Annotated in this window: 17 protein-coding genes and 1 pseudogene; 16 read left to right on the top strand and 2 right to left on the bottom strand. The window is 35.8% G+C overall.

Translation table 11 applies throughout. The annotated features are described in order from the left end of the window. Window positions 1–9: 9 nt before the first annotated feature. Window positions 10–1878, bottom strand: a complete 1869-nt coding sequence (locus IPK14_06930; protein ID MBK7993156.1) for a hypothetical protein — start codon at window positions 1876–1878, stop codon at window positions 10–12. A gap of 4 nt (window positions 1879–1882) precedes the next feature. Further along, window positions 1883–2491: a nucleotidyltransferase family protein gene (locus IPK14_06935; GenBank protein MBK7993157.1), complete on the bottom strand. Its 609-nt coding sequence runs from the start codon at window positions 2489–2491 to the stop codon at window positions 1883–1885. 69 nt (window positions 2492–2560) lie between these two features. On the opposite strand from IPK14_06935, the gene glyS reads away from it, so the two are divergent. The 16 genes and pseudogenes from glyS to add all read left to right on the top strand — a co-directional run bounded on the left by glyS (window position 2561) and on the right by add (window position 25000). Then, the gene (gene glyS, locus IPK14_06940; protein MBK7993158.1) at window positions 2561–4264 is read left to right on the top strand and encodes a glycine--tRNA ligase; all 1704 of its coding nucleotides are present in this window, start codon (window positions 2561–2563) and stop codon (window positions 4262–4264) included. 50 nt (window positions 4265–4314) lie between these two features. Then, window positions 4315–4758 (top strand): cytochrome c, encoded by a 444-nt coding sequence (locus IPK14_06945; protein MBK7993159.1) that lies wholly within the window; start codon window positions 4315–4317, stop codon window positions 4756–4758. Window positions 4759–4781: 23 nt separating this feature from the next. After that, a complete protein-coding gene (locus IPK14_06950) occupies window positions 4782–6245 on the top strand; it encodes an HD domain-containing protein (protein MBK7993160.1) in 1464 nt (487 codons plus the stop codon). 18 nt (window positions 6246–6263) lie between these two features. Further along, window positions 6264–7583, top strand: coding sequence for a VWA domain-containing protein (locus IPK14_06955; GenBank protein MBK7993161.1), 1320 nt, complete (start codon window positions 6264–6266; stop codon window positions 7581–7583). A 9-nt stretch (window positions 7584–7592) separates the two neighbouring features. Next, entirely contained in the window at window positions 7593–8414 is an 822-nt protein-coding gene (locus tag IPK14_06960) for a hypothetical protein (protein MBK7993162.1), read from the top strand. A 271-nt stretch (window positions 8415–8685) separates the two neighbouring features. Beyond that, a complete protein-coding gene (locus IPK14_06965; protein MBK7993163.1) occupies window positions 8686–10749 on the top strand; it encodes a protein kinase in 2064 nt (687 codons plus the stop codon). Window positions 10750–10872: 123 nt separating this feature from the next. Then, window positions 10873–11649 carry a Fic family protein gene (locus tag IPK14_06970; protein MBK7993164.1) on the top strand — a complete coding sequence of 259 codons (777 nt, stop codon included), beginning with the start codon at window positions 10873–10875 and terminating at the stop codon, window positions 11647–11649. 177 nt (window positions 11650–11826) lie between these two features. Beyond that, a pseudogene (locus IPK14_06975) lies at window positions 11827–11925 on the top strand (hypothetical protein). 279 nt (window positions 11926–12204) lie between these two features. After that, a complete protein-coding gene (locus IPK14_06980; protein ID MBK7993165.1) occupies window positions 12205–13491 on the top strand; it encodes a hypothetical protein in 1287 nt (428 codons plus the stop codon). Between the two features lie 88 nt (window positions 13492–13579). Further along, complete coding sequence (locus IPK14_06985; GenBank protein MBK7993166.1) at window positions 13580–15403, top strand: M2 family metallopeptidase; 1824 nt, start codon at window positions 13580–13582, stop codon at window positions 15401–15403. A 169-nt stretch (window positions 15404–15572) separates the two neighbouring features. Next, a complete protein-coding gene (gene dnaE, locus IPK14_06990; protein ID MBK7993167.1) occupies window positions 15573–18929 on the top strand; it encodes a DNA polymerase III subunit alpha in 3357 nt (1118 codons plus the stop codon). Window positions 18930–18940: 11 nt separating this feature from the next. Then, window positions 18941–20284, top strand: a complete 1344-nt coding sequence (locus IPK14_06995; GenBank protein ID MBK7993168.1) for a sigma-54-dependent Fis family transcriptional regulator — start codon at window positions 18941–18943, stop codon at window positions 20282–20284. A gap of 21 nt (window positions 20285–20305) precedes the next feature. Further along, window positions 20306–22813 carry a PAS domain S-box protein gene (locus IPK14_07000; protein MBK7993169.1) on the top strand — a complete coding sequence of 836 codons (2508 nt, stop codon included), beginning with the start codon at window positions 20306–20308 and terminating at the stop codon, window positions 22811–22813. Then, the gene (locus IPK14_07005) at window positions 22782–23432 is read left to right on the top strand and encodes a response regulator transcription factor (GenBank protein ID MBK7993170.1); all 651 of its coding nucleotides are present in this window, start codon (window positions 22782–22784) and stop codon (window positions 23430–23432) included. Before IPK14_07000 ends, IPK14_07005 begins: the two co-directional genes overlap by 32 nt. 21 nt (window positions 23433–23453) lie before the next feature. After that, a complete protein-coding gene (locus tag IPK14_07010) occupies window positions 23454–23963 on the top strand; it encodes a DinB family protein (protein ID MBK7993171.1) in 510 nt (169 codons plus the stop codon). Between the two features lie 17 nt (window positions 23964–23980). Beyond that, window positions 23981–25000 (top strand): adenosine deaminase, encoded by a 1020-nt coding sequence (add, locus tag IPK14_07015; protein MBK7993172.1) that lies wholly within the window; start codon window positions 23981–23983, stop codon window positions 24998–25000. The last annotated feature ends 2 nt before the right edge of the window (window positions 25001–25002 follow it).

Consider the following 25002-nt stretch of genomic DNA (forward strand, 5'->3'; position numbering starts at 1 on the left):
CCTAATTATTTAATTACTAGTTGGTATAACGTAGCCTATTTGACGCAAGGCTTTGCGAAATTGGGATTCAAACTCACTATAAACTACTATATGACGTTCTCCAGCAAGTAGACAAAACTTTTTAGTTCTTGAATCATTTGCAATTAAAGTTGCTAGTGCAACATCAACACATTCAATAAGTTGAGCTTGTCCACGATTTTTTAAGCAATTAGCTCGTTCAGCTAAATCATTAATAAAATGTTTGACAGTTTCAGGTATTTTATGACCACTAGCAGCTTCTAAAAACTCTTCTAAATCTGAGATTTTACGCCCAATTTCTAGCGATGACATTATTTTTGCTTGGTCTAATTTCCATACAGAATCAGAGACTTTTTGAGTATAAAGATCTAATAAAATCTGGTTACTTGGAGAAAGTTTTGTCCCAATTACAGCAATTTCCCTATTAGGAAGCACTCTTAATGTTGGTTTAATTTCCATTGGAGTAGGAGTATATTTATCTAGCATTCCTAAACAATATGCTCCTAAAGAATTTAGACGAAAATACAGCAAGCCATCATAACGGCTAAGGTAAGATAAATCATCTGTTCCCCACATATTTGAGTAGTCCCTTGCCACCCCCGAAGGATGAACATAAGCCACATCAATTAATCCAAGAGTTGCCATATATTCAAATAGCAAACAAAGCAGATAACGCCCTTGTAAAATATTCCAGCTATCAGAGCCTTGATAACCGAGATTCCCATAACCATGATCAGTAATATATAATTCGTAAGCCTCCCGTACTACTTGAAAATCATAGCCTGCTGCTAGCATATGCTGGGAAAAATCATTTACTGATACCCATTTTCCAATCTCACAATCCATTAGGGCTTTTCCAATAACACTTCTACGGCCTTCCAATGCTGTAAAGTGACGTTTAGCTTTACCTGTTTGCCCTTTAATAGCATCAATGCGCCTAAATTCATCAAAGCTTTTAGTTTTTGTCCAGCGTTTCCAAATATCTTTGATAACTTCAGCAGGTGGAAGAGATAAAGCTTTTTTACCAGCTTTTGTAAGAGAAAGACGCTTGCCGGTTAACTCTACTAAATTAGTAGCCTGTATAAGCATAGGCCAAGCAAAAGCCTTAATATATCCTACTACATCATCTAATTCATCCTGAAGGTCTTTTTGATGGGGTGATCCTGGTTGATTATAATAATCACCGCCTTCTAGCACTGACTCAATAAGCTTCATAATTGATGAAGGTGGAAGTAAAGTTTTATCACTAACCGTTATTTGCCCTACATCAATTAGTCGAAGCACTGCTTGAACATCTGCTTGTGCAGCACGTTCCATTTCACAGATAATAATAGGAATTTCTTCAAAACCTTTTTTATAGCTCTTAGTTTTATAGTCAAAATCTTGCCAATATAGCTTAAAATGCTCTGGAAGTTCATCTACAACTTTAAGAATAGTTCTAGTTGGTTTTGGAACAAATGTTTTAAGACGTTCCTTTAAGTCTAAAGGCATAAGCTTGTTATAAAAAAATAAGTGGAGCAAAGAAGGTTTAGCATAAGTACCCCAAGAACTTTTTTCTCCCCAATTAGGATGTTCTCCATATTTGGCAACAAACCGGGCAGACTCATAATAATTTGTTGAAGAATGAACTATCTCTGAAACCGCCGCTTGTTGTAATTTATCTAGCTTTGACCATAGATTTTTAAGATTATCTCCTTCAAGATATTTAATAATGATAGACATAAGGTCTAGTTTGCGTGTAGCTTTTTCTGATGTGGGTAGTAATAAAACTAGTTTTTTTAACTCGTCTATTGTTATTTTATCTAAAGCTTCAATAACTTTAGTAACTATTTGGTTATCATTGCGCTCATAATATGGCATTGGACTAGTTACTAACTCCTTTTTGGTAATTTAAGTATTCTTCCCATGTGTCAAAATCTTCTAAAATTTCTTTGCTTTCTACTTCTATCAACAAAGTTTCCTTGCTATAAGCTCTAGTTATTTGATTTAGCCCTACTTCGTCAGATAGTTCAAGAATCTGTTCCCGAAGGCTTGTATCAATAATAATTGGATGACCAGATTTTTCTTGATAAGTAGGCTTAACTATTAAGAAATTATTTTGCTTGTAACTTTCTATTAGAAAATTAATTACTTCTACTGGAATATGTGGCTGATCTACTAGAGCGATTAAATAAGCTTTAACTTCGCTAGCAGAAGCACTTAATCCTGTTTTTATTGAACTTGTCATTCCAAGTAAATAATTTTCATTCAGAACTACTTTAAGCTTACTATGATTTATGTAAGGCTGTTGTCTTAAGTGCAAGGTTATTTCTTTAGCAGAATGCCCTAGGACTAAGATTATTTGATCAACATTAGAAGCTAAAAGATTTTCTATAGCATTGTCAATAAAGGTTTTATGGCGAAAGGGTAAAAGTTGTTTAAGTCTACCCATCCGACTAGATAAGCCTGCTGCAAGTAGTATCGCACAAATCATAAACTATATTATAATGCCTTGCTTCAGACATTTCTAACTTACTCTCGATAACTTAAAGGAAAAACTTAAATGGCTGCTCCAGATATGGAAAAAATTGTCTCGTTATCTAAAAGGCGAGGCTTTATCTTTCAAAGTAGTGAAGTTTATGGAGGCATTGGATCTACTTGGGATTACGGGCCACTTGGCGTAGAGCTAAAAAATAATGTTAAGCGTGCCTGGTGGCGAAGTGTTGTTTATGAACGCGATGATATGGAAGGCTTAGACGCTGCTATCTTAATGAATCGCTTAGTTTGGCGATATTCAGGACATGAAGCAACATTTTCTGATCCGCTAGTTGATTGTAAAGAATGCAAAAAACGTTTTCGCTCTGATCACGTCAAAGGTAAAAATTGCCCAGAATGTGCTGGGGAATTAACCGACCCTCGAAGCTTTAATCTAATGTTTCAAACCTATGTTGGGCCTGTCCAAGATGAATCAGGGCTAGCTTACCTTAGACCAGAAACCGCACAAGGCATTTTTGTTAACTTTATGAATGTTCAACAAACGATGCGTAGAAAATTACCTTTTGGTGTTGCTCAAATAGGAAAATCTTTCCGTAATGAAATCACACCTGGTAATTTTACTTTTCGCACTCGTGAATTTGAACAAATGGAAATAGAGTATTACTGTAAACCGCCAAAGTATTTACAACCTGGTGAAAAAGATGACGAAGCTTTACATGCTGAATGGGTAGAGCAACGTTTTAATTGGTATGTAAGCTTAGGGCTTGATGCTAGCCGACTACAAAAACGCGCTCAAGGTAAAGAAGAGCTAGCCCATTATGCTAAAGCTACTACAGATATAGAATATCTTTTCCCCGGTTCGCTTGGCTGGAGTGAGTTAGAAGGCGTAGCCAATCGCCAAGACTATGATTTATCTGCTCATAGTAAAGATGTGCCAGAATCAGATATTGAGCGTCTTAAATTAGTAAAAAATACTGATAGCATCCAAAAGTTAGATTATTTTGATGAACAATATGCAGATCCTGAAACAGGAAAAAAAGGTACGCGCTATATTCCTTATGTAATTGAGCCTTCAGCAGGTGCTGATCGAGCGACTCTAGCTTTTTTATGTGAAGCTTATAATGAGGAGTTAGTTAGCGAGCCAAAAGAAGCAGAATTAACACAACTTCGGGATTCTGCCGCAGCAGTCTTAAAAAATTTAGATAAGAAAATTGCTGAAGCAGAAAAACAAAAAGCAAAAGGCGAAGTTAAAACAGAAAATACACCTAGTTTAGAACAGCTTAAAGCTATTAGCGAAAGCTTAAATAACGCTTTAATGGGACTTCCAAAAACCCTGCTAGCATTTGAAGATGTTTGCAATATGCCAGGAGGCGATAAGTTAGATTTACTTAAGAAAATGCGTCCAATAGCTGCTAAATTGTGTGATGAATACACTCGTGTAGTCTTGAAACTCCATCCACACCTTGCACCAATTAAAGTTGCTGTATTTCCTTTAAAGAAAAATGAACCTCGTATTGTAGAAATGGCTAAAAAGATTCGCCATAACTTACAGCCTTTTCTTAGAGTAGTTTATGATGATAGTGCTGGAATAGGTAAACTTTACAGACGACAAGATGAAATAGGCACTCCGTTTTGCATTACAGTAGATTTTCAATCCCTAGAAGATTTTACTGTTACAGTGCGAGATCGAGACACAATGCAACAAGAGCGAGTTCAAATAGATAACTTGGCTCAAGATTTATGTAAAAGAATTGGTTTAGTAACTTTTTAATTAATGCTAATCATTGATATATAAAAGCTTAACTGCTTAGAGGAGGAAAAATGCAAAAACATAAAAAAACAATTGTCTTAACATTAGCTATGGTGATTCTATCTCTAACTTGGGCTTGTGGTGGTGGTGGAAATACTAATACTACTACCCCAACTAATACTACTAGTCCAGCTTCAAGCCCAGCAGCAAGCCCTGCTCCGGCAGCAAGTCCAGCAGCAACACCTGCTGCTACAGTAGATGTTTCTAAAGAAGCTATCGCGCAAATTTATACTAAAAATTGCCAACTCTGTCATGGTGCAGAAGGGAAAGGGTTAAAAGCAATTTCTCCAGATATGCCAGATTTTACAGATGCTAAATGGCAAGCTGACGAATCAGACCAAGAATTATATGAAACTATTGCTAATGGTGATGGTAAAATGCCTAAATGGACAGGCATATTAAAAGAAGAAGAAATGCGTGCTTTAGTCCAACATGTAAGAGGCTTTAAAAAATAAGTAAATTTTACTAAGGTTTTAAGATGAAATTAGAGTTAGACCTTGCTGGTAAAAAAGCAATGGGATTAATCCAAAAAATATGCGCGGCTATTGAAAAAGAAGGTGGCCGCGCATTTTTAGTTGGTGGTCTTGTCCGGGATCTAGCAATGGTAAAACTAGGTTTAATTGGTAGCAAAGACTTACCACCTGCTAGAGATTTTGATATAGAAGCCTATCAAATTGATGCAGAGAAATTACGCGCTGTATTAGCTAAATTTGGCCGAGTTGGTGCCGTTGGGGAAGCTTTTACAGTTTATAAATTAGCTTTTGGACACGCTGAAAATCGAATAGAGCTAGATGTTAGTCTGCCTCGTCGAGAATCTAAAACCGGACGCGGGCATCGCGGCTTTTTAGTTGTAGGCGATCCCGACATGACAATTGAAGAAGCTGCAAAAAGGCGGGATCTTACAATAAATGCAATACTTTGCCAGCCAACAACAGGCCAAATAATAGACCCTTATAATGGTATAGAAGATCTAAAACAGCATCTTTTAAGAGTAGTTGATCCAACTACTTTTATTGAAGACTCTTTAAGAGTGCTAAGAGTAATGCAGTTTGCTGCTCGTTTTGAATTTAGGATTTCTGAAGATACAAAAGCACTTTGCCGGACAATAGATCTTTTAGATTTACCTTGTGAAAGGATTTGGGGAGAAATAGAAAAACTTTTGCTACTTGCTAAACGTCCGTCTATTGGCTGGCAAGTAGCTTTAGAAATGGGTGTAATTGACCAACTTTTTCCAGAATTAAAAGCCTTAGTTGATTGTCCACAAGAAAAACAATGGCATCCTGAAGGAGATGTTTGGGTTCATACGCTTCAAGCCTTAGACGAGGCAGCACAATTAATTAGTGATTTACCTAAAGCACAACAAATAACTATAATGTTAGCAGTGCTATGTCATGATGTAGGTAAACCTTCTACAACAGAAGTAATAAATGGACGGATTCGCTCACTAGCACACGAGGAAGCAGGAGTTAAACCAACTGAACAATTTTTAGACCGGCTAAATATTCATACATTTGATGGTTATAATGTACGTGAGCAAGTAATAGGACTAGTAGCAAATCACCTAAAACCAGGACAATTTTACAAACAAAAAGAAACTGTTACAGATGGAGCATTCCGACGTTTAGCACAAAAATGTGAGATGGAACTGCTTTATCGTGTAGCAAAAGCAGACTCGCTTGGTCGTCATGCTGCGGATGCTCCTGAGCCTAATGCAGATGCTCAAGAATGGTTTCGCGCTCGTGTGTTGGAACTTGGTGTAGAAAAAGAAGCACCTCAAGCTTTGCTTTTAGGCCGTCATTTACTAGACTTAGGCTTACGTCCGGGTCGTCAAATTGGACAAATTACACGTGCTGTTTATGAACTACAACTTGATGGAAAAGTTACCAATTTGGCAGAAGCTATTAATGCTGCAAAAGAATTAATTGCAAATCAAAGTAATTAATGGTGTTAGGGAAAGTTTATGAAATTTACCAAATATGCCAAATGGGATGGTTTAGACTGGTCAGAACTAAGTTTAGATGAATTGCTAAATAAGCTAACAGAATTTTTTCTTCAAAGTGGTTTCCAAGGCTATTCTCGCCGTCGTTCAACGCCAAAACAGCAAAATCAAAGCCTAGCAGATTTAGCCGAAGCTATTCGCCAAGCCCTGCTTCAAGGTGTGCTTTCTGATTTGGAAATGGAGCAACTTCAAGATGAGGATGGAAATATTCGTGAAGAAGTTTTAGCTGAACTTTTAGACCGACTAATTGAGAAATTACTTAAGGAAGGCTATATAAACTTAGAAAATGAAGAAGCCGTTCAAGCTCTACGCCAGCAACTTGCTAAAGAAGGTCGGCTAGATCCAGAATGGGCCAAAGGTGTTAAATTTCAACTAACTGATAAAGGCTTGGATTTTCTAGGATTTAAAGCTTTACGGGATTTGCTTGGCAGCTTTGGACGTAGCAGCATTGGCCGTCACGACACTAATCATCTTGCTACTAGCATTGAAGCAAATGAAGTTTCTAAACCTTATGAATTTGGCGATACAATAAATTTAGATGTTAATGCTACACTTCTTTCTGCTCTTAAACGTGAAGGTTTAGGAACACCAATAAATTTAGAATATCGTGATTTAATGGTGCATCAGTCAGAATATCATAGCTCTTGTGCTACGGTTTTAATGCTAGATTGTAGCCATTCAATGATTTTGTATGGAGAAGATCGTTTTAGCCCTGCTAAAAAAGTGGCTCTAGCCTTAGCGCATTTGATTCGTACTCAATACCCTGGTGATAGTATTCGCGTAGTTTTATTTCATGATGGCGCAGAAGAAATTCCATTTGCTAAACTAGCTCAAGTACAAGTTGGCCCCTATCATACCAACACTTTAGAAGGCTTAAGACTAGCAAGACGAATACTTTCAGCCCAACAAAAGGAAATGAAGCAAATTATTATGATTACCGATGGCAAACCTTCAGCAATGTTTGTTGATGGTGGGCTTAAGGGCAAGAAAAATCATGCTTTTCATTATGCTGAGCCAACTGCTAGCGGACGGTATCTTTATAAAAATCCTATGGGACTTGATCCTCTTATTATTCAGGAAACCTTAAAAGAAGTAGCTAATTGTCGTAAATCAGGTATTTTAATTAATACTTTTATGTTAACTGATGATTATTATTTAGTCGATTTTGTTAAAAAAGTAACAGAAATTGCTCATGGTAAAGCATATTTCACTAGCGTAGTAAATCTAGGACAGTATGTATTATATGATTTTATTAAGAAGAAGACTAAAAAAGTACGTTAATAATTAGGCATGAAAGAAATTTATATTCTTCCAACAGGACAAATTTTACAAAATGCAATAAATATTGAAATGGGACGACTTGACCCAGAAAATCTTTGTTTTGATCGTTTAGCCGAATTTTCTAAATATGCTTTTCGTTCTGCTGCTAAGCAATTAGCTGAAGCAATAATACTAGGTTTGCAAGTACCAAGTCAATTTGTTACTTCACATATTGAACATGCTTGTAATGTTTTTGCTTGTGCAGTATTTCTTGATCCAACGCTAGTAAAAAATCCTAAATTTACAATGTTGTTAGATGTTGTAGATCGGTTGGACACTTTTGGCCCGGCTTACCCTGTGCCAGAGAGCGTTTCTAATCAGGTTCGTGCTTTAATGGGGCCAATTTGGAAGCTTCGTAATGAAGGAAAACTTTATTCATTAACAGCAAATGAGATAGCAGAATTACTAAAAGCTACTGCCCAACAGGTAGCAGATTACTGTAATGGTACCTATGAATTAATTCTAGAAAAAGAAAATCCTAGAACTTTTCAAATTATTGATGAATATAAGACAATGATTATGGTAGAAAGTTCTAGCTTTATTTTTGATCTTCTTTATAAAAAATCTTACCGTATTGCTATTGTTTATCGTAAGTTAAATGATGGATATAAATATGATATTGCTAAACAATCAGAGTTTGTTCGCTTTGACATTTTAGCTTTGATTGTTGAATTAAATAAGCTAGAAGTAGGCTGGACAGGGACATCTACTACAGGACATTCCCCTCGTATTCATAGCCAGCTTGAGCCGAAACAAGTTTGGGGTTTAATGTTAAATAACTTGTTAACTTAACATCTGTCTTTGTAAGTTGACAGAAGTTCAAAATAGTTTTTATCCTATTAGCCAGACTATATAGCCCCTAAACAAGTTTCAAGCTAAAATTAGCAAAATACGCAAGCTACTAAAATTTTGGTAAAAGCTTATAATAAAACATAAAATATAGTTACTTTACTAATGCCTAAAAAGGTAAAGTATTACTTTGACTTTTGCTGGCAAAAGCATTATTTTAATAGTCTTGAGCAAAATTAAGCGCGATAAAATTCATCATTAATCAAAGGCGCATATGGAAAAATTGTTGCAACTTGATCCAGGGTCATTATTGATAGATCGTTACCTAATCGTTAAACGAATTGGTGGCGGGGGCATGGGAAGTGTTTATTTAGCTCGTGACAAGCGACTAGCAGACTCATCGCGGGCTGTAAAAGAAATGATGGGCGTTCATACGGAAGAGAATCAGCGTAGAAAAGCTATTGAAGATTTTGAGCGTGAATCACAACTTTTATCAGCCTTAGACCATCCTGCTATTCCTACAATTTATGATTATTTTGTTTCTGAAGGTTGTTACTACCTTGTAATGAAATATATTGGTGGAGGCGATCTATCACAAAGATTAAAAGCTTCTGGTGGAACAATTGATGAAAAGATTGTTACTGAATGGGCAATTCAAATAGCTGATGTGCTAAGTTATTTGCATAACCAAAAACCGCAAATTATTTATCGAGATATGAAGCCAGCTAACATAATGTTGGATGAGAGAGATAAAATAGTTTTAGTAGATTTTGGTATTGCTCGTTCTGTTGCTCCTGCTCAAAGGGTGACTGCAATTGGAACAATGGGTTATGCCCCTCCAGAACTTTTTGCTGGTAAAGTTGAACCTCGATCAGATATATATTCTTTGGGTGCAACAATGTTTCATCTTTTAACAGGACGTGACCCACAAGATAACCCTCTTTTAATGTTTGATTTTAATCGTAATCCTAAGCCTTCTCAAATTAATCCAAAACTTTCTGAGGGAATGGACAAAATTTTAATTAAGTCTGTAGATCATAAACCTACTAATCGTTTTGCTTCTGCCGCAGAAATGCGGGATATTTTGCAACAGCATCTTTATCAATTAACATCAGGAGCAAAATCCGTTAGTGTTCCTGCTTCAACTCCAAAAGAAGCAGAAGCCCCAGGCAATTTTTGTGGTCAGTGTGGCAATAAAGTAGGCGTAGGTAGTGCTTTTTGTCAAACTTGCGGTGCACCTCAAAAAGCAGATGCTGTTGTTATTGCACCTGTAACACTAGTTTATGTTGGTCAAGACGGTCAAAGATTTTCTTTTGTATTAGGTAAAGAAACTAGCTTGGTTGGTCGTTTAGACAATAACCGAGGTATTTATCCAGATATTGACCTTTCACCATTTGATAAAGATGGTAAAATCTCGCGTCGTCATGCAATCATTCATCGTTCTGGAGATAAAATTTCTCTTGAAGATCTAAATAGCGTTAATGGAACTTATATAAATCGTGGAGAAAGATTACAACCAAAGAAACCTTATTTATTAAAAAACAATGATGAGCTTTGTTTAGGTGAAACTTTTGTTAGATTATTTATTGGTGCAGTTCCTGGACAAATACCTGTACCAGTTCCAATTGGTCAAGGTGTTTCTTTAGGAGCTACAATTTCGACAAGCGATAAACAACTACCTACTCCTAATAATCCCAATATAAAAAAAGACACTTTACCTAGTGCAGTAAGAGCCTCTTTTGTAGGGGCAAATGTTATGTCACCGCCACCACCGCCGCCACCACCAGGCAACTTTCAACCTAAAGTACGTACAGGTGCTTCAGCCGCTAAACCCGCTTCTTCTGTGGCAACAGAAGTAGAAAAACCAGTAGCAGCACAGCAAGTAGTTTCTGAGTCTCAACCTCTAGTAGGTTCTAGTAATGAAGTCGAAAGAGATGCTAATGGTCGTTATGTTTTGCCATATTTTAGTAATATAGAAATTCTTCCACAGGTGAAATTAGGTCAAAGCACAGTACTAAAAATAGGACTATTACCTAAAGTAGATGCTACAGGTCGTAAAACAGAAAAGCCTCATCCTTATGAAGGTGAAATTCCCTTAAGTTTTGCTGACTTAAACTCTGCTACTAATTTAACTATGGAAATTTATATTGCTGCACCTGGTTTTGAAGTTGAACCAGATATTTTTGCTCGCTTTAATGTTGGGGTTAACCGTAGCGGAGCAGCTAAACCATTTTTACTTAAAGCTGTACAAACTGGACAAGTAACAATAACAATAGATTTTTACCAGGATACAGACTACTTAACAAGTGTTTCTTTAGAAACAACAGTTATTGAATGATAGAATGCAGGCAATTTGTTTGTATTCAAAAATGTTTTCTATTAGCTAAACTTGACGCTAGCTGGCAAAACTCTCTAACATGCTTTAAATTATTTAAATTAAGCCGTTAGAAAGTAATGCTTCATGCCAGCTTTACCTATTTATCAAGATTCTTATCGTCCTTCGTCCAATTGGGTTAAAACTGTAGCTGAAAAACAAGAAGTTTTAGCTAAGTTACAACCCTTAAAAAATCAACAAAAAATACAAACATATTTGTTTGTTAACCAGATAACCCAAAATTTACAATTAGAGGGTTTAGAGGTTTCTTTTCAAGAAGTTGAAGATTTAATTAATCAACCTACTCCAGAACTACTATCAGCAAAAATACAAAATCTTGTTAATGCAATTAATTGTATTAATAGCTTATTGGATAGTTCTTTAGATAAAACTAAAATAAATCTTACTAGTGAATTAGTTTGCCAAATACATGCTTTAAGTATGTTTGAAATAGACTCACGCGCTGGATTTTATCGCCAAACAGCAGCTAAAATAATTGCTCCAGGACATGACCCTTGTGATGCTATTGCAGTATCACTGCTAATAGATAATGCCTTAGACTGGTTTAGCACAGATTCATTTAGAGAACTTCATCCACTAGAACAAGCATGGCTAGTACATCTACGAATAATAGACTTACAACCATTTGAGCAAGGCAATAGCATAATTGCAAGGTTAATGGCTAGTTTCTATGCTCAAAAAGCAGGTCTTTGCCCAATAATAGTTAATCATGATGAACAAGAATTTTACGCTTACGCGCTAAATAATGCCCTAATGATGATAACTCAACCTGGAGTAGAATTATTTGCCCGTTCAGTGATTAGAACTTATGACCAACTAATTTCTTTAATTGAAAACACTTAAGCGTTTATAAGGTTAATTATGAATATAATTAAGTATTTAATATTATGTTGTTTATTTATGTTATTTAACCAAGTAGTTTTTGCCCAAACTCAACTAGGAGAATGGGTAAGATTACGAGCCGTAGGAGAGGCAAGACAAGAGGTTGGTGTAGCGGAATTAAATGGAAAAATATAGTGAATAGGCGGCTTTAGCAATAATTCTAGGCTAGATGTTTCACCAACTGTAGAAGTTTATGATCCTCAAACTGATAGATGGTCTTTTGTTGCTCCACTTCCTGAACCACTTCATCACACTACAGCCATTTCTTTAGGTGGACGACTTTATGTAATTGCCGGATATAATACATTAGGGTTTAATCCTGTAGCGTCAGCTTTTAGTTATGATCCTAATACTAATCGTTGGACAAGAATTGCTAGCCTTCCCAATAGACGAGGAGCATTAGCCATAGGTGTAATAGAGGATAAAATTTATGCTGTAGGTGGAGAAGCAACAGGTGCAACGGGTGAACTAAATGTTTATGACCCTAAGACTAATACTTGGAGAACACTTAGCCCAATGCCAACACCACGTGAGCATATTGCAGCAGGTGTAATAAATGGAAAACTTTATGTTGCTGGTGGACGGCGGCCAGGTAATTTTACCTTAGATACTTTAGAAGAATATGATCCGCTAACAGATAGTTGGCGTTCTCGTAGCCCAATGCCTACAGGTAGAAGCGGTATTGCTGGAGCAGTTTTTAATAATCGCCTTTATATTTTTGGGGGTGAAGGTAATCCAAGAAGTGCTTTAGGGACGTTTGCAGAAAATGAATCATATGATCCTGTTACAGATACTTGGCGCAGCGAAGTCCCAATGCCAAATCCACGTCATGGGATTGGAGCAGCAGTAATTGACAATAAAATTTTTATTCCTTCTGGCTCACCTATTCAAGGTTTTGGGGTCACATCTGTTAGTGATGCTTATGTAGTTAGTGCAGGTCAAGTTCAACCAAACCAACCTCCAAAGGTTGAAGCAATTGCAAATCAAATGATTAGAGGTGGTGAACAAAGAACAATTGATTTGCAAATTACTGACCCTGAAGCTGATGCGGTAACAATTACTTGTGACGCTAATAATCCTAGTTTTGTTATTTGTGGACAGCAAAGTATTTTGCTAACTCCAACTACAAATGATAATGGAGAGTTTTCAGCTTGTGTTATTGTTAAGGATTCTCAAAATAACCAAACTACAAGTTGTTTTAATATAACAGTTATTAATAATCGTGTGCCGTCGCTACTTTCATCTTTATCTAGTATAACTCTTAATGAAGGTGAAACTTCTACAATAAATATTCGAGCTAGTGATCCTGATACAACAAGAGATCCGCTTGGAGATGGTAGAGTAAGTTTAGTTTTAGGTGATGCACCAGGTTTTGCAAAGTTAATGGATGATGGCAATGGACAAGGGACACTTTTTCTTGCTCCTGGGGCTGGCACAGGTGGTTCTAGTAGCTTAACTTATAAGCTTGTTTTAGAAATTCGTGACAATGGCAACCCTCCATTAAAAATAGAGCGACAAATTACAATAACTGTTAACAAAGTTGATCAAGTTATACCACCTACAATAAATGGTGTTTCATTTAATACAAAAAGATTAACTATTGTTGGGCAAAATTTTGCTTCTACACTACAAGTTGAAATAAACAGTCAAGTTATTGAAAATAGCCAAATATTATCATTAGCCGAATCACAAGTAGTTTTAATGGGCAACAAAAAGAAGTTATTTCTTAAACGAGGAACAAATCTTTTAGTTGTTATCGTTAATGGGGTGCGTTCCACTCCGTTTAGTCTCACACTTAATTAAGCTTTAGTCGTAAGATTTAAGACGAGGAAAATTTTTCCTCGTCTCTTGCATCTATCTAAGAAATTTGAACCGAAAAAGAGGAAAAGTAATGAAAGTTTTAATCCGTGTAGTTATTTTATGTCTTATGTTGTTATCGCTAATTGCGGTAAATACTAGCAATAGCACTAGTGCAAAAGGGCTTATTGTTAGAGGTGAAGCACAAAAATTTATTGATCAATACACTAAAGAATGGAACGACCTACGCACAGCAAGCAGTTTAGCAGAGTGGGAATCTAATACACGTATTGTTGCTGGTGATGATACTAATGCAAAAGCTACTATTGCTGCTGCGGAAAAGTTAACAGCTTTTACTGGAAAAAAAGAAAATATTGAAAAAGCACAAAAGTTTCTTGAGTCAAAAGATAAATTATCTCCTCTACAAGTTAAACAACTAGAAAGAATTGTTTACCTTGGTGCAGAAACTCCAGAACTTGCTAAAGATGTTGTAAAAGAGCTAATTGCTGCAAATACTGCACAAACAGAAAAACTCTATGGTTTTGATTTTAAGATTGATGGTAAATCAGCTACTCCTAATCAAATAGATGAAGCTTTACGCACTTCTAATAACCTAGAGGAAAGACGTAAGGCTTGGGTTTCTTCTAAAGAAGTAGGGAAGGAATTAAAAAATGGTTTAGAAAACCTTCAAAAATTACGTAATGCAACCGTCAAGCCTTTAGGGTTTAAGTCATATTTTGAATATCAAGTTTCTGAATATGGTATGACTTCTGAAGAAATGATCAAGCTAGTAGATGAGATTAATCAAGAACTTCGTCCACTTTATCGTGAACTTCACACTTATGCGCGTTATGAATTTGCAAAAAAATATAATGCTCCAGTACCAGATGAACTTCCAGCAGATTGGCTTCCTAATCGTTGGGGACAAGATTGGAGTTCAATGATTCAAGTTGAAGGTTTAGACATTCGTGGAGCATTAAAAGATAAATCTCCAGAATGGATTGTTAAACAAGGCGAACAGTTTTATATAAGTCTAGGCTGGCCTGCACTACCAAAAACTTTCTGGACAAAATCATCACTTTATCCACTACCAACAGATGCAACCTATAAAAAGAATACCCATGCTAGTGCCTGGCATATGGATAATAAAAGGGATGTTCGATCTTTAATGAGTGTTGAGCCTAATCCAGAATGGTATGAAACTTCACACCACGAACTAGGGCATATTTACTATTATATTTCTTATTCAAACCCAAACACTCCTTTACTTTTACGTAATGGAGCAAACCGTGCATATCATGAAGCTATGGGAAGTTTAATGGGGCTTGCTTCACTACAAAAACCTTTTTTAGTTGGACGTGGTTTAGTAAGTAAAGATGCTAAAGTAGATGAAATACAAGCTCTACTAGCCGAAGCATTAAATTATGTTGTCTTTATTCCTTTTTCAACTGGTACAATGACACATTTTGAGTATGAACTTTATGGAAAAAACTTACCTAAGAGTGAATATAACCGCCGTTGGTGGGAAATAGCTAAAAAATACCAAGGCATTGTGCCGCCAGTTCAACGAGGCGAAGAATTTTGTGATGCTTGCACCAAAACACATATCAATGATGATGCTGCTCAATATTATGATTACGCGCTTTCTTATGTAATACTTTTCCAACTACATGACCATATTGCTACTAAGATATTAAAACAAGACCCACATGCAACAAATTACTATGGTAGTGTCAAAGTAGGTAATTTTCTAAGATCTATTATGAGTCCAGGTAGTTCTAAAGATTGGCGAGAAGTATTAAAAGAAAAAACAGGTGAAGATCTAAGTGCTAAAGCTATGGCACGTTATTTTGAGCCTTTGATGGATCATTTAAAGAAGGTAAATGCTGGTAGAAAATATACCTTACCAGAACTATAAAAATTATTCCTTCTTGGGGTTTACACCCCAGGAAGGAAACTTCAAAAACCTGGCATGTGAGTGCCAAGAATTATTAAAAATAATAAGGCTTGATTATGTCCGAAACAAAACCCGAGTATTGTCACCTGCATTTACATACAGACTATAGTCCGTTTCTTTTTATAACACTATGAAATCTAGCAATATTAAGCCTATTATTGGAATGGAAGCTTATATTGCGCGGGGTTCACGTCATCAGAAAACATCTGCTGATGCACCTGGTATGGGGCATGATGGGGAAAAAGGGATTAATCACTTAATTTTGTTAGCAAAAAATTTGGTTGGTTATCAAAATCTAGTAAAACTATCATCGCTAGCTTATACAGAGGGTTATTACTATAAACCGCGTATTGACCGAGAGTTGCTAGCAACTCATAGCGAAGGGTTAATTGCCTTATCTGCTTGTTTAAGTGGTGTTCCTCAAGCCTTACTTTTAGTAGGAAAATTTGATGAGGCTGCCAAAGCTTCACTTGAGTTTCAAGATATTATGGGAAAAGGAAATTACTATCTTGAGATTCAAGACCAAGGAATAGATAAACAACATCAAATCAATGGGCCACTAGTAGAACTATCTAAAAAAGTTGAAATTCCCTTAGTTGTAACAAATGATTGCCATTTTTTAACTGCTGATGACCACGAAGCACACGACGCGCTAATTTGTTTGCAAACAGGACGCTTTGTTAGAGAAGAAAAACGTATGCGCTATAGCCCATTTCATTATGTGCGAAGCGCAGAAGAAATGTGGGGCGTTTTTGGTAAAGAACTCCCAGACGCTTTGTTAAGGACTATGGAAGTGTCTGATAAATGTAATTTAGAACTACCAAAAGGACAAAATTACCTACCTATTTACCCTGTACCAGAGGGCTATACAATAGACACTTATTTTGAAAAAATTGTTAAAGAAGGTTTTACAGAACGCTTAAAGTTACTTAAAAAACTTTCTTCTCAAGGTAAGCTAAAACATAGCCTAGAACGCTATGAAGAAAGGCTTAATTTAGAGATAGAGACTATTAAGAAAATGGGTTTTCCCGGCTATTTTCTTATTGTTTGGGATTTTATTAAGTTTGCTAAACAGCAGGGTATTCCAGTAGGCCCTGGACGTGGTTCTGCTGCTGGTAGTCTGGTTGCTTACAGCCTATTTATTACAGATGTTGACCCAATGGAATATGCGCTAATGTTTGAGCGATTTCTTAATCCTGATCGGGTTTCTATGCCTGATATTGACATTGACTTTTGTGTTAGAGGACGTGCAGCAGTAATTAAATATGTTAGTGATTTTTATGGTCAGCAAAATGTGTCCCAAATTATTACTTTTGGAACAATGGCATCTAAAGCAGCAATTAAAGATATTGGGCGAGTGCTAGAAATGCCTTATGCCGAAGTAGAAAAAATTGCCAAAATGATACCTCCTCCGGTTCGCGGACGAAATGTTTCTATTGATGATGCAATTAAACAAGTTCCAGACTTAAAAAAGACTGTTGAAACAGATGAAAAAATTGCCAAGCTAATTGATCTGGCTAGACGGGTTGAAGGTTGCGCCCGACATGCTTCACTTCATGCAGCAGGAGTTGTAATTTCTCCAAAGCCAATCTATGAGTTAGTTCCTGTTTATCGTTCACCCAAGGAAGAAATTGCTACACAATTTGAAATGAATGACCTGGAAAAAACAGGTATGCTTAAGATGGATTTCCTTGGGCTAACTACTTTAACAGTTATTGAAGATTGTTTAAGTTCTATAGAAAGAGAATTTAAGCAAAGGGTAGATTTAAATTTAATTCCGCTAGATGATGAAAAAGCCTTAAAGCTTTTTGCTGATGGTGCAACGGATGCAATCTTTCAATTTGAGTCTGAAGGAATGAAAGACTTGTGCCGACGTATGAAACCAGACGGACTAGAAGATTTAGCCGCCTTAAACGCGCTTTATCGGCCTGGCCCAATTGATAGTGGAATGGTGGATGATTATATAGAACGCCGTCATGGACGTAAGCAAGTTCGTTTTGAAATTAATACATTAAAAGAAGTAATGGGAAATACTTATGGTGTGCCGGTTTATCAAGAGCAAATTATGGCTATTTTCCAAGTGCTTGCAGGTTATAGTTTAGGCGAAGCCGACCTTGTACGCCGCGCAATGGGTAAAAAGAAACGTGAAGAACTAGACGCACATAGAGATAAGTTTTTTGCACAAGCTATAGAGTGGGGACATGATAAAAATAAATTGGAAAAACTATGGAATAGCTTAGAAGGCTTCGCAGATTACGCATTCAACCGCAGTCATTCCGTTGCATATGGATTGCTAGCGTATCATACTGCGTATCTAAAAGCACATTATCCATCGCACTTTTGGGCAGCCACATTATCTAATGAAATCAATGATTTAGATAAGGTAGCTCGCTATATTGATAAAGCAAAGCAGATGGATATAAAAATCCTGCCGCCAGATATTAATATAAGCTTAGATAAATTTACTCCTCAAGGTGATTCTATTCGTTTTGGGTTAGCAGCAATAAAAGGTATTGGTCAGGCAACGGTAGGAGAAATTATTGCTGCTAGGGAAAAAGGCGGTAATTTCAAATCGCTTTATGATTTTGCTGAGCGTGTAGAGTCAAAAGCCTTAAATAAAAGGGTTTTTGAAAGTTTAATTAAATCAGGGGCATTTGATAGCATAAAGAAATTTGGTAGTGTCGAAGAATGGAGAGCTAGAAATTTTGCTGCTATTGATTCAGCAACTGAAAGCGGTATGAGGTTACAACGTGATAAAAATAGCGGCCAGGAATCGCTTTTTGGTATATTTGAAGAACAAACAACAGAAGTTGTTGAGCCTACTTTACCTAATGTTGAAGCTTGGTCATTAAGTAAAATGTTATCGCTAGAGAAAGAAACTTTAGGTTTTTATATTACAGGCCATCCTTTAGAGCAACATAGCGAGCTATTAAAGGAATTTTCAATTTCCAACCTGGAACAAATCAAAACTTTGCCAACAAGTAGCACAATTAAAATAGCAGGAATTATTACTTCTATTACAGTTAGACAAACTAAAAAAGGAGATAATTTTGCTCTTTGTCAATTAGAAGATCAATTTGGAACGATTAAATTAACAATTTGGCCGGAAACTTACAATAAAGTAAATGGGAAATTAAAAGAGCAGGAAACTGTAATTATTAGCGGTATATTAAGCATTGATGCTGAAGGTATTATGACGATTGATACTAAAGATGTGCAGGTTTTAGAAGGAATTAGTGAACGTAGTGCGCGACAAATTGTTTTAAGAGTAAATGCTAATGTGATTACTGTGACAACGGTTGAAAAACTTTATGAACTTTTAGATAGTAATAGGGGGGATTGTGAGATTATTTTTGAAGTAGAACTACCAGGACATATTATTGCACGAATTAAACCACATAGTTTAGTTACAGTTAAGTCAGATAAAGAATTAATAGAATCAATAAAAGATATTTGTAAAGGTTGTAAAATTAGTTTAAGAAAATAGATAGCAAAATAATGTCAAAAATATTAGTTGTTGATGATGAATTAGGAATACAACGGGCCTTAAAAGGTGTTTTAGAGGATGAAGGTTTTGAGGTTGAAACTGTTTCTAATGGCGAAGATTGTTTAAGATTGTTAGGCAAAGAGACTTTTAGTTGTATTTTATTAGATATTTGGTTGCCTGGAATTGATGGCATAGAAACATTACAACAAATCAAAGCAGAGCATCCAGAAATTGTAGTACTAATGATTTCTGGTCATGGAACAATTGAAACAGCAGTTAAGACTACAAAATTAGGGGCTTTTGATTTTATTGAAAAACCTTTACAGCTAGAAAAGACTGTAAAAACTGTCCGTAACGCTTTAGCACGCCAACAAATAGAGTTAGAGAAACAAGTAAATAATATATTAATAAATGAGTGTAAAATTATTGGAGAAAGTGCGCCAATGCGAGCATTACGCCAACAAATTGCTATGGCGGCTCCAACTAATGGACGGGTATTAATTTATGGTGAATCTGGAACAGGTAAAGAATTGGTAGCAAAAGCTTTACATGAACAATCCTTGCGTACAAAAAATGATTTTATAGCAATGAATTGTGCAGCAGTGCCAGAAGAATTAATTGAATCAGAGTTGTTTGGTCATATAAAGGGAGCATTTACTAGTGCCTACCAAAATAAGCGAGGTAAATTTGAAAGTGCTAATAACAGCACTCTGTTTTTAGATGAAGTTGGAGATATGAGCTTAAAGATGCAAGCAAAAGTTTTGCGGGTGTTAGAAGAACAGAGTTTTGAACCTGTTGGTAGCTCAAATCCAATAAATGTTGATGTTAGGATTATTGCTGCTACTAATAAACGACTAGATGAAGAGATGGAAAAAGGTAGTTTTCGAGCAGACCTTTTTTATCGGCTAAATGTTGTACCTTTTCAACTTCCTGCATTAAGACAACATTTAGAAGATATACCACTTTTGGTTGAGCATTTTAATCAGTTGCATAGTCGTAAAAACAATTTACGACCTAAAAAATTTACTGATGAAGCAATAGATTTAATGCAAAATTACAACTGGCCTGGCAATGTACGGGAGTTAAGTGCATTAATTGAAAGAATAATAATAATGCAGCAGAAAACAAAAATTGAAGCTGATGATTTAGGCTTGCGTAAAATGGAAATGGCGATGATTAACTATAATTTTAATAGTTATAGAGAAGCTAGCGAAGCTTATGAACGGGAATTTATTACTCGTAAATTGATGGAATTTCAGGGTAATATTAGTCGTACTGCGGAAGCTATAGGAATAGATCGCAGTCATCTTTATCGCTTGATGAAAACTCTAGGAATTTCTGCTAAACAAAATTAACTTAAATTAATTAAATTTATTGTGGACAAAAAAACTTCTAGTAAAACGAAAGCAGAATTAATTGCTGAACTTACCGAGTTACGCAAAGAATTGGCTATAGTAAAGAATTTCCAAGCGGAAAAATTTCTTAAAGAACCCCCCGGATATCTACGTAGAAACCGATTCCAGACAATTTTTGAACAATCTCCATTTAGTATACAAATCTATGATAATAATGGGGATTTTGTAACAATGAATGAAGCTTCAGAAAAACTTTGGGGTGTAAGTAAAGATCAAATAATAGGTTACAATATTTTTCGTGATGAACAAGTTAAAGATATTGGAGCAATGTCTTATTTTGACAGAGCTTTTGCAGGTGAGTCTGTTACACTTCCACCAATATTTTATGATCCTGCCAAAACACCAGAAATTTATAAGGGTCGTCCTCGTTGGGTAGAAGGACAAGTTTTTCCTGTTAAAGATACAACAGGAATAGTTTTACAGATAATTGTTGTTCATAACGATATAACAGAGCGAAGAGCAACAGAAGAAGTTTTACAAAAGGCTTACCAAGATTTAGAAAAACGAGTTATTGAACGAACAACAGAACTTTCCCATGCTAATTTACAGTTAAAAAAGCAATTATCAGAGCTTAAAGAAGCAGCAGAAGAAAGAGAAATGCTGCAAATGATATTAGAAAACATTCCTTTGATGATTGGTTATTATGATGAGGAAGGCGAAATTTTATTGGTTAACCGAGAATGGGAAAAAACTTTTGGATGGACGCTAGAAAGACTAAAAAAAGAAGGTACTAAAACCTTTATTTCTACAATGTTACCTAATGAAGAGTCCAGAAAAAAATTTTATCGTCCAATGCTATTAGCTCCATCAGGTTGGCAAGAATTAAAAGTTACATTGCCAAATGGTCAATTTTTAGATTCATCTTGGCTATTAAAACGTCTTTCTAATGGAAAAACTATAGGTATAGGACAAGATATTTCTGAACGTAAGGGAGCAGAACTAGCATTAAAAAACAGTGAAGCAACACTACGAACAATTATTGAAAGTGCGACGGATGCAATTTTTATTAAAGATCGACTAGGGAAATATTTATTAATTAATAGTTCTGGAGCAAAGTTTTTAGGTAAAACAGTTGCTGAAGTAATAGGTAAAGATGACACAGAATTGTTTTCTGCTGATACTGCGGGTGAAATTATGAGAGGAGATCAAGAAGTAATTAAATTAAATCAAATACATACATATGAAGATGTAGGTACAGCAGCAGGAGTTACACGAACTTATTTATCAACAAAAACTCCTTATTTGGATAGCCAAGGAAATGTTATTGGAGTAATTGGAATTTCTAGGGATATTACTGAGCGTAAACGAACAGAAGATGCAATTTCAGCAGAAAAAGAGCTATTAGCAGTTACATTAGCATCTATTGGAGATGGTTTTATAACAGTTGATAAGGAAGGAAAAATAATTTTAATTAATCCAGCGGCTGAACAAATAATTGGTGTTACTCAAGAGGAAGTAATCAATAGGCCATTAAATAAAGTCGTAAGACTACTAAGCGAGACAACTAGAAAAATCCGCCGTAATGTTATAACAAAAATTTTGGAAACAGGCAAAAGAACTGAACATATAACAGCTAGTGTTTTAATTACTAAAGATGGTCAAGAAAAAATAGTTTCTAATAGTGCAGTCCCAATTTTTGATGCAGAAAATAAAGTAATAGGGGTAGTGCTGGTTTTTCGAGATATTACAGAAAAGCGCAAGATAGAAGAAAAATTGATGCGTGAACAAGCTGCACGTGCTGTTGCTAAATTAGCAGAATTAGAGTTAGAAAAATCTAATCTACAACTCCAGGCCCTAGCAGCTTATGTGCTTAAAGCACAGGAAGAAGAACGTATTCGCCTAGCCCGGGAACTTCATGACGAATTAGGACAAGCTTTAACGTCTATTAGATTAGGGCTAGAACTAGCAGTAGCTTCACTTCCTGATGCTGGGTCAAACAAAACTAATAAATTGCTTGAAGATTTATGTTCTTATGTAGAAACTACGGCTAAAGATGTGCAGAGAGTTGCTAGGGATTTGCGGCCTTCAGTTTTAGATGATTTTGGTCTTTCAGCCGCGTTGGAAGCTTATGCGGATGCTTATGCTAAACGTACTCAAATCAAAGTAGATCTATCACTAGATAAACTGACCAGGCCATTAAGCAAAGAAGTAGAAACAGCCTTTTACCGTATTGTGCAAGAAGCCTTAAATAATGCTGCTAAACATTCTGGAGCAAAAAATATTTCTATTGATTTAACTGAGCAACATTCACAGGTAGTTTTAACGATAATAGATGATGGTAAGGGGTGTATTTTAGATACAGAAAGAAAAAATAGTTTTGGCTTACTTGGTATGTCAGAACGGGCTAGAATTGTAGGGGCAGAAATTTCTTTAGAATCCAGGCCAAACAAAGGTTTTTGGGTGCAAGTTACTTTGCCAAGAAGGAAAACTAGTAGCTATGAGAAAGTTAAGAATCCTATTAGCAGATGATCATGCTTTAGTACGTAGTGGTATTAGAGCATTACTAGAAGCCCAACCAGATATTGAAGTAGTAGCAGAAGCCGATGATGGACGTGAGGCCATTCGTTTGGCACGAGATCTTTATCCAGATATAGCAATTATTGATATTGCTATGCCTGAACTTAATGGAATTGATACTTTGCGCCAAATTTTTGATGTTTGCCCCAATATAAAAGTGCTTGCTTGCTCAATGTATTCAGACCTGCCTTATATTGTTCAATCTCTGCGTTTGGGTGCTTGTGGCTATTTAATGAAAAATAGTGCTAAAGATGACCTAATTCGAGCAGTCCAGGCTGCTAAGGCTGGAAAATGCTTTTTAAGCCTAGATGCTGCTACTCAATTAATAGAGGGTTTTGTCCGTAAAGTTGATAGTGAGGATACTAAAGATAGTTTAACAAGTCGGGAACGAGAAATCTTACAACTTATTGCTGAAGGTAAGTCTAACAAAGAAATTGCCAATAAATTAAACTTAAGTCTTAAGACAATAGAAACCCACCGCACTAACCTAATGCGTAAACTCCAAGTTAAAGAAGTAACAGGACTTGTGCAATATGCTATTCGCAAGGGCTTAATTAGACTAACTAATTAAATATATAGGATTGTTAAGTATATGGAAATAAAGGATATAAATATATTCTTGGAATATTTTGAAAAAGTTAGGGGACGTACAATAAAAGTAATAAAAGTAATTCCTAGAGATAAAATTAATTGGACATACAAAGAAGGAAAATTTACTTTTGCTGATATTATTAGGCATTTAGCAACAATAGAACGCTTTATGTATGCTGAAAATGCACAATTTAAGCCTAGTAGTTATCCTGGGCATGGAAAAGAACTTGCTGAAAGCTATGAAGAGGTTATGGAGTTTTTTAACCGCCTACATTCTGAATCAATGGATATTTTTAGCAAATTAAGTTCAGAAGATTTAGAAAAAAAATGTTTAACTCCGGCTGGGATTCCAATAACTTTATGGAAATGGCTACGGGCAATGGTTGAGCATGAAATCCATCATAGAGGACAAATTTATTTATATTTAGGAATGCTAGATATTATTACACCTCCAATTTATGGATTAACATCTGAAGAAGTAAAAGAAAGAAGCACAGTAAAAAGCGAGTAGTAAAAAATTAAAAATATATGGACTTAAAACAATTTATTACTTTAATGCCTAAAGTAGAACTACATGTTCATTTAGAAGGGGCAATACAACCTGCTACTTTATTAAAACTTGCTCAAAAACATAATATTGACTTACCCGCTAATGATGAAGCGGGGCTGCGGGAATGGTATAAATTTAAGGATTTTCCACATTTTGTGGAAGTATACTTAAAAATATCCTCTTGTCTTCGCAGGGCAGAAGATATTGAACTAATTACAAAAGAATTTTTAGTTGGGCAAGCTGAGCAAAATATCCGTTATAGTGAAGTTACTTATACAGCTTATACACACTATAAATTTAGACAGATTGCTTTTGAGGATCAATTAGCCGCTATAAATCGTGCGCGTGTTTGGGCTAGCAAAGAATATGGTGTAAAAATGGGGTTAATTATTGATATTGCTCGAAATATTAGCCCTGAAGAAGGATTATTAATTGCAGATTGGGTAATAGGTGCTAAAGATAAAGGAGTTGTAGCACTAGGGTTAGGAGGCCCGGAAGCAGGCCATCCCCCAGAACTACATCAAGCAGCTTTTGAAAAAGTCTTAGAAGCAGGGATAGCTAGCATTCCTCATGCAGGTGAAACGGCAGGCCCGGCTAGCATTTGGGGTGCATTAAAAAGTTTACAGGCTAAAAGAATTGGGCATGGAGTACGTTGTTTAGAAGATAAAGAACTTGTAGCTTATCTTAAAGAGCATCAAATTCCGCTAGAAGTATGTCCGACTAGTAATGTTTGCTTAAAAGTTGCAGGTAGTATTAATCAGCATCCTTTACCAAAACTACTAGATGCTGGACTCTATATAACTATTAACTCAGACGATCCACCAATGTTTAACACCACTTTAACAAATGAGTTTTGGCAGGTAGCCAACAATTTTCATCTTAGCCAAACAGAGTTAGAAAACTTAACAATAAATGCTCTTCAAGCTAGTTTGCTAGATAGGGAAGAAAAAGAGAAAATGTTTGCAGACCTTAAAAATGAATTTAGGCAACTAGCTTAAGC

The organism is Blastocatellia bacterium, assembly GCA_016713405.1.
Lineage (GTDB): Bacteria > Acidobacteriota > Blastocatellia > Chloracidobacteriales > JADJPF01 > JADJPF01.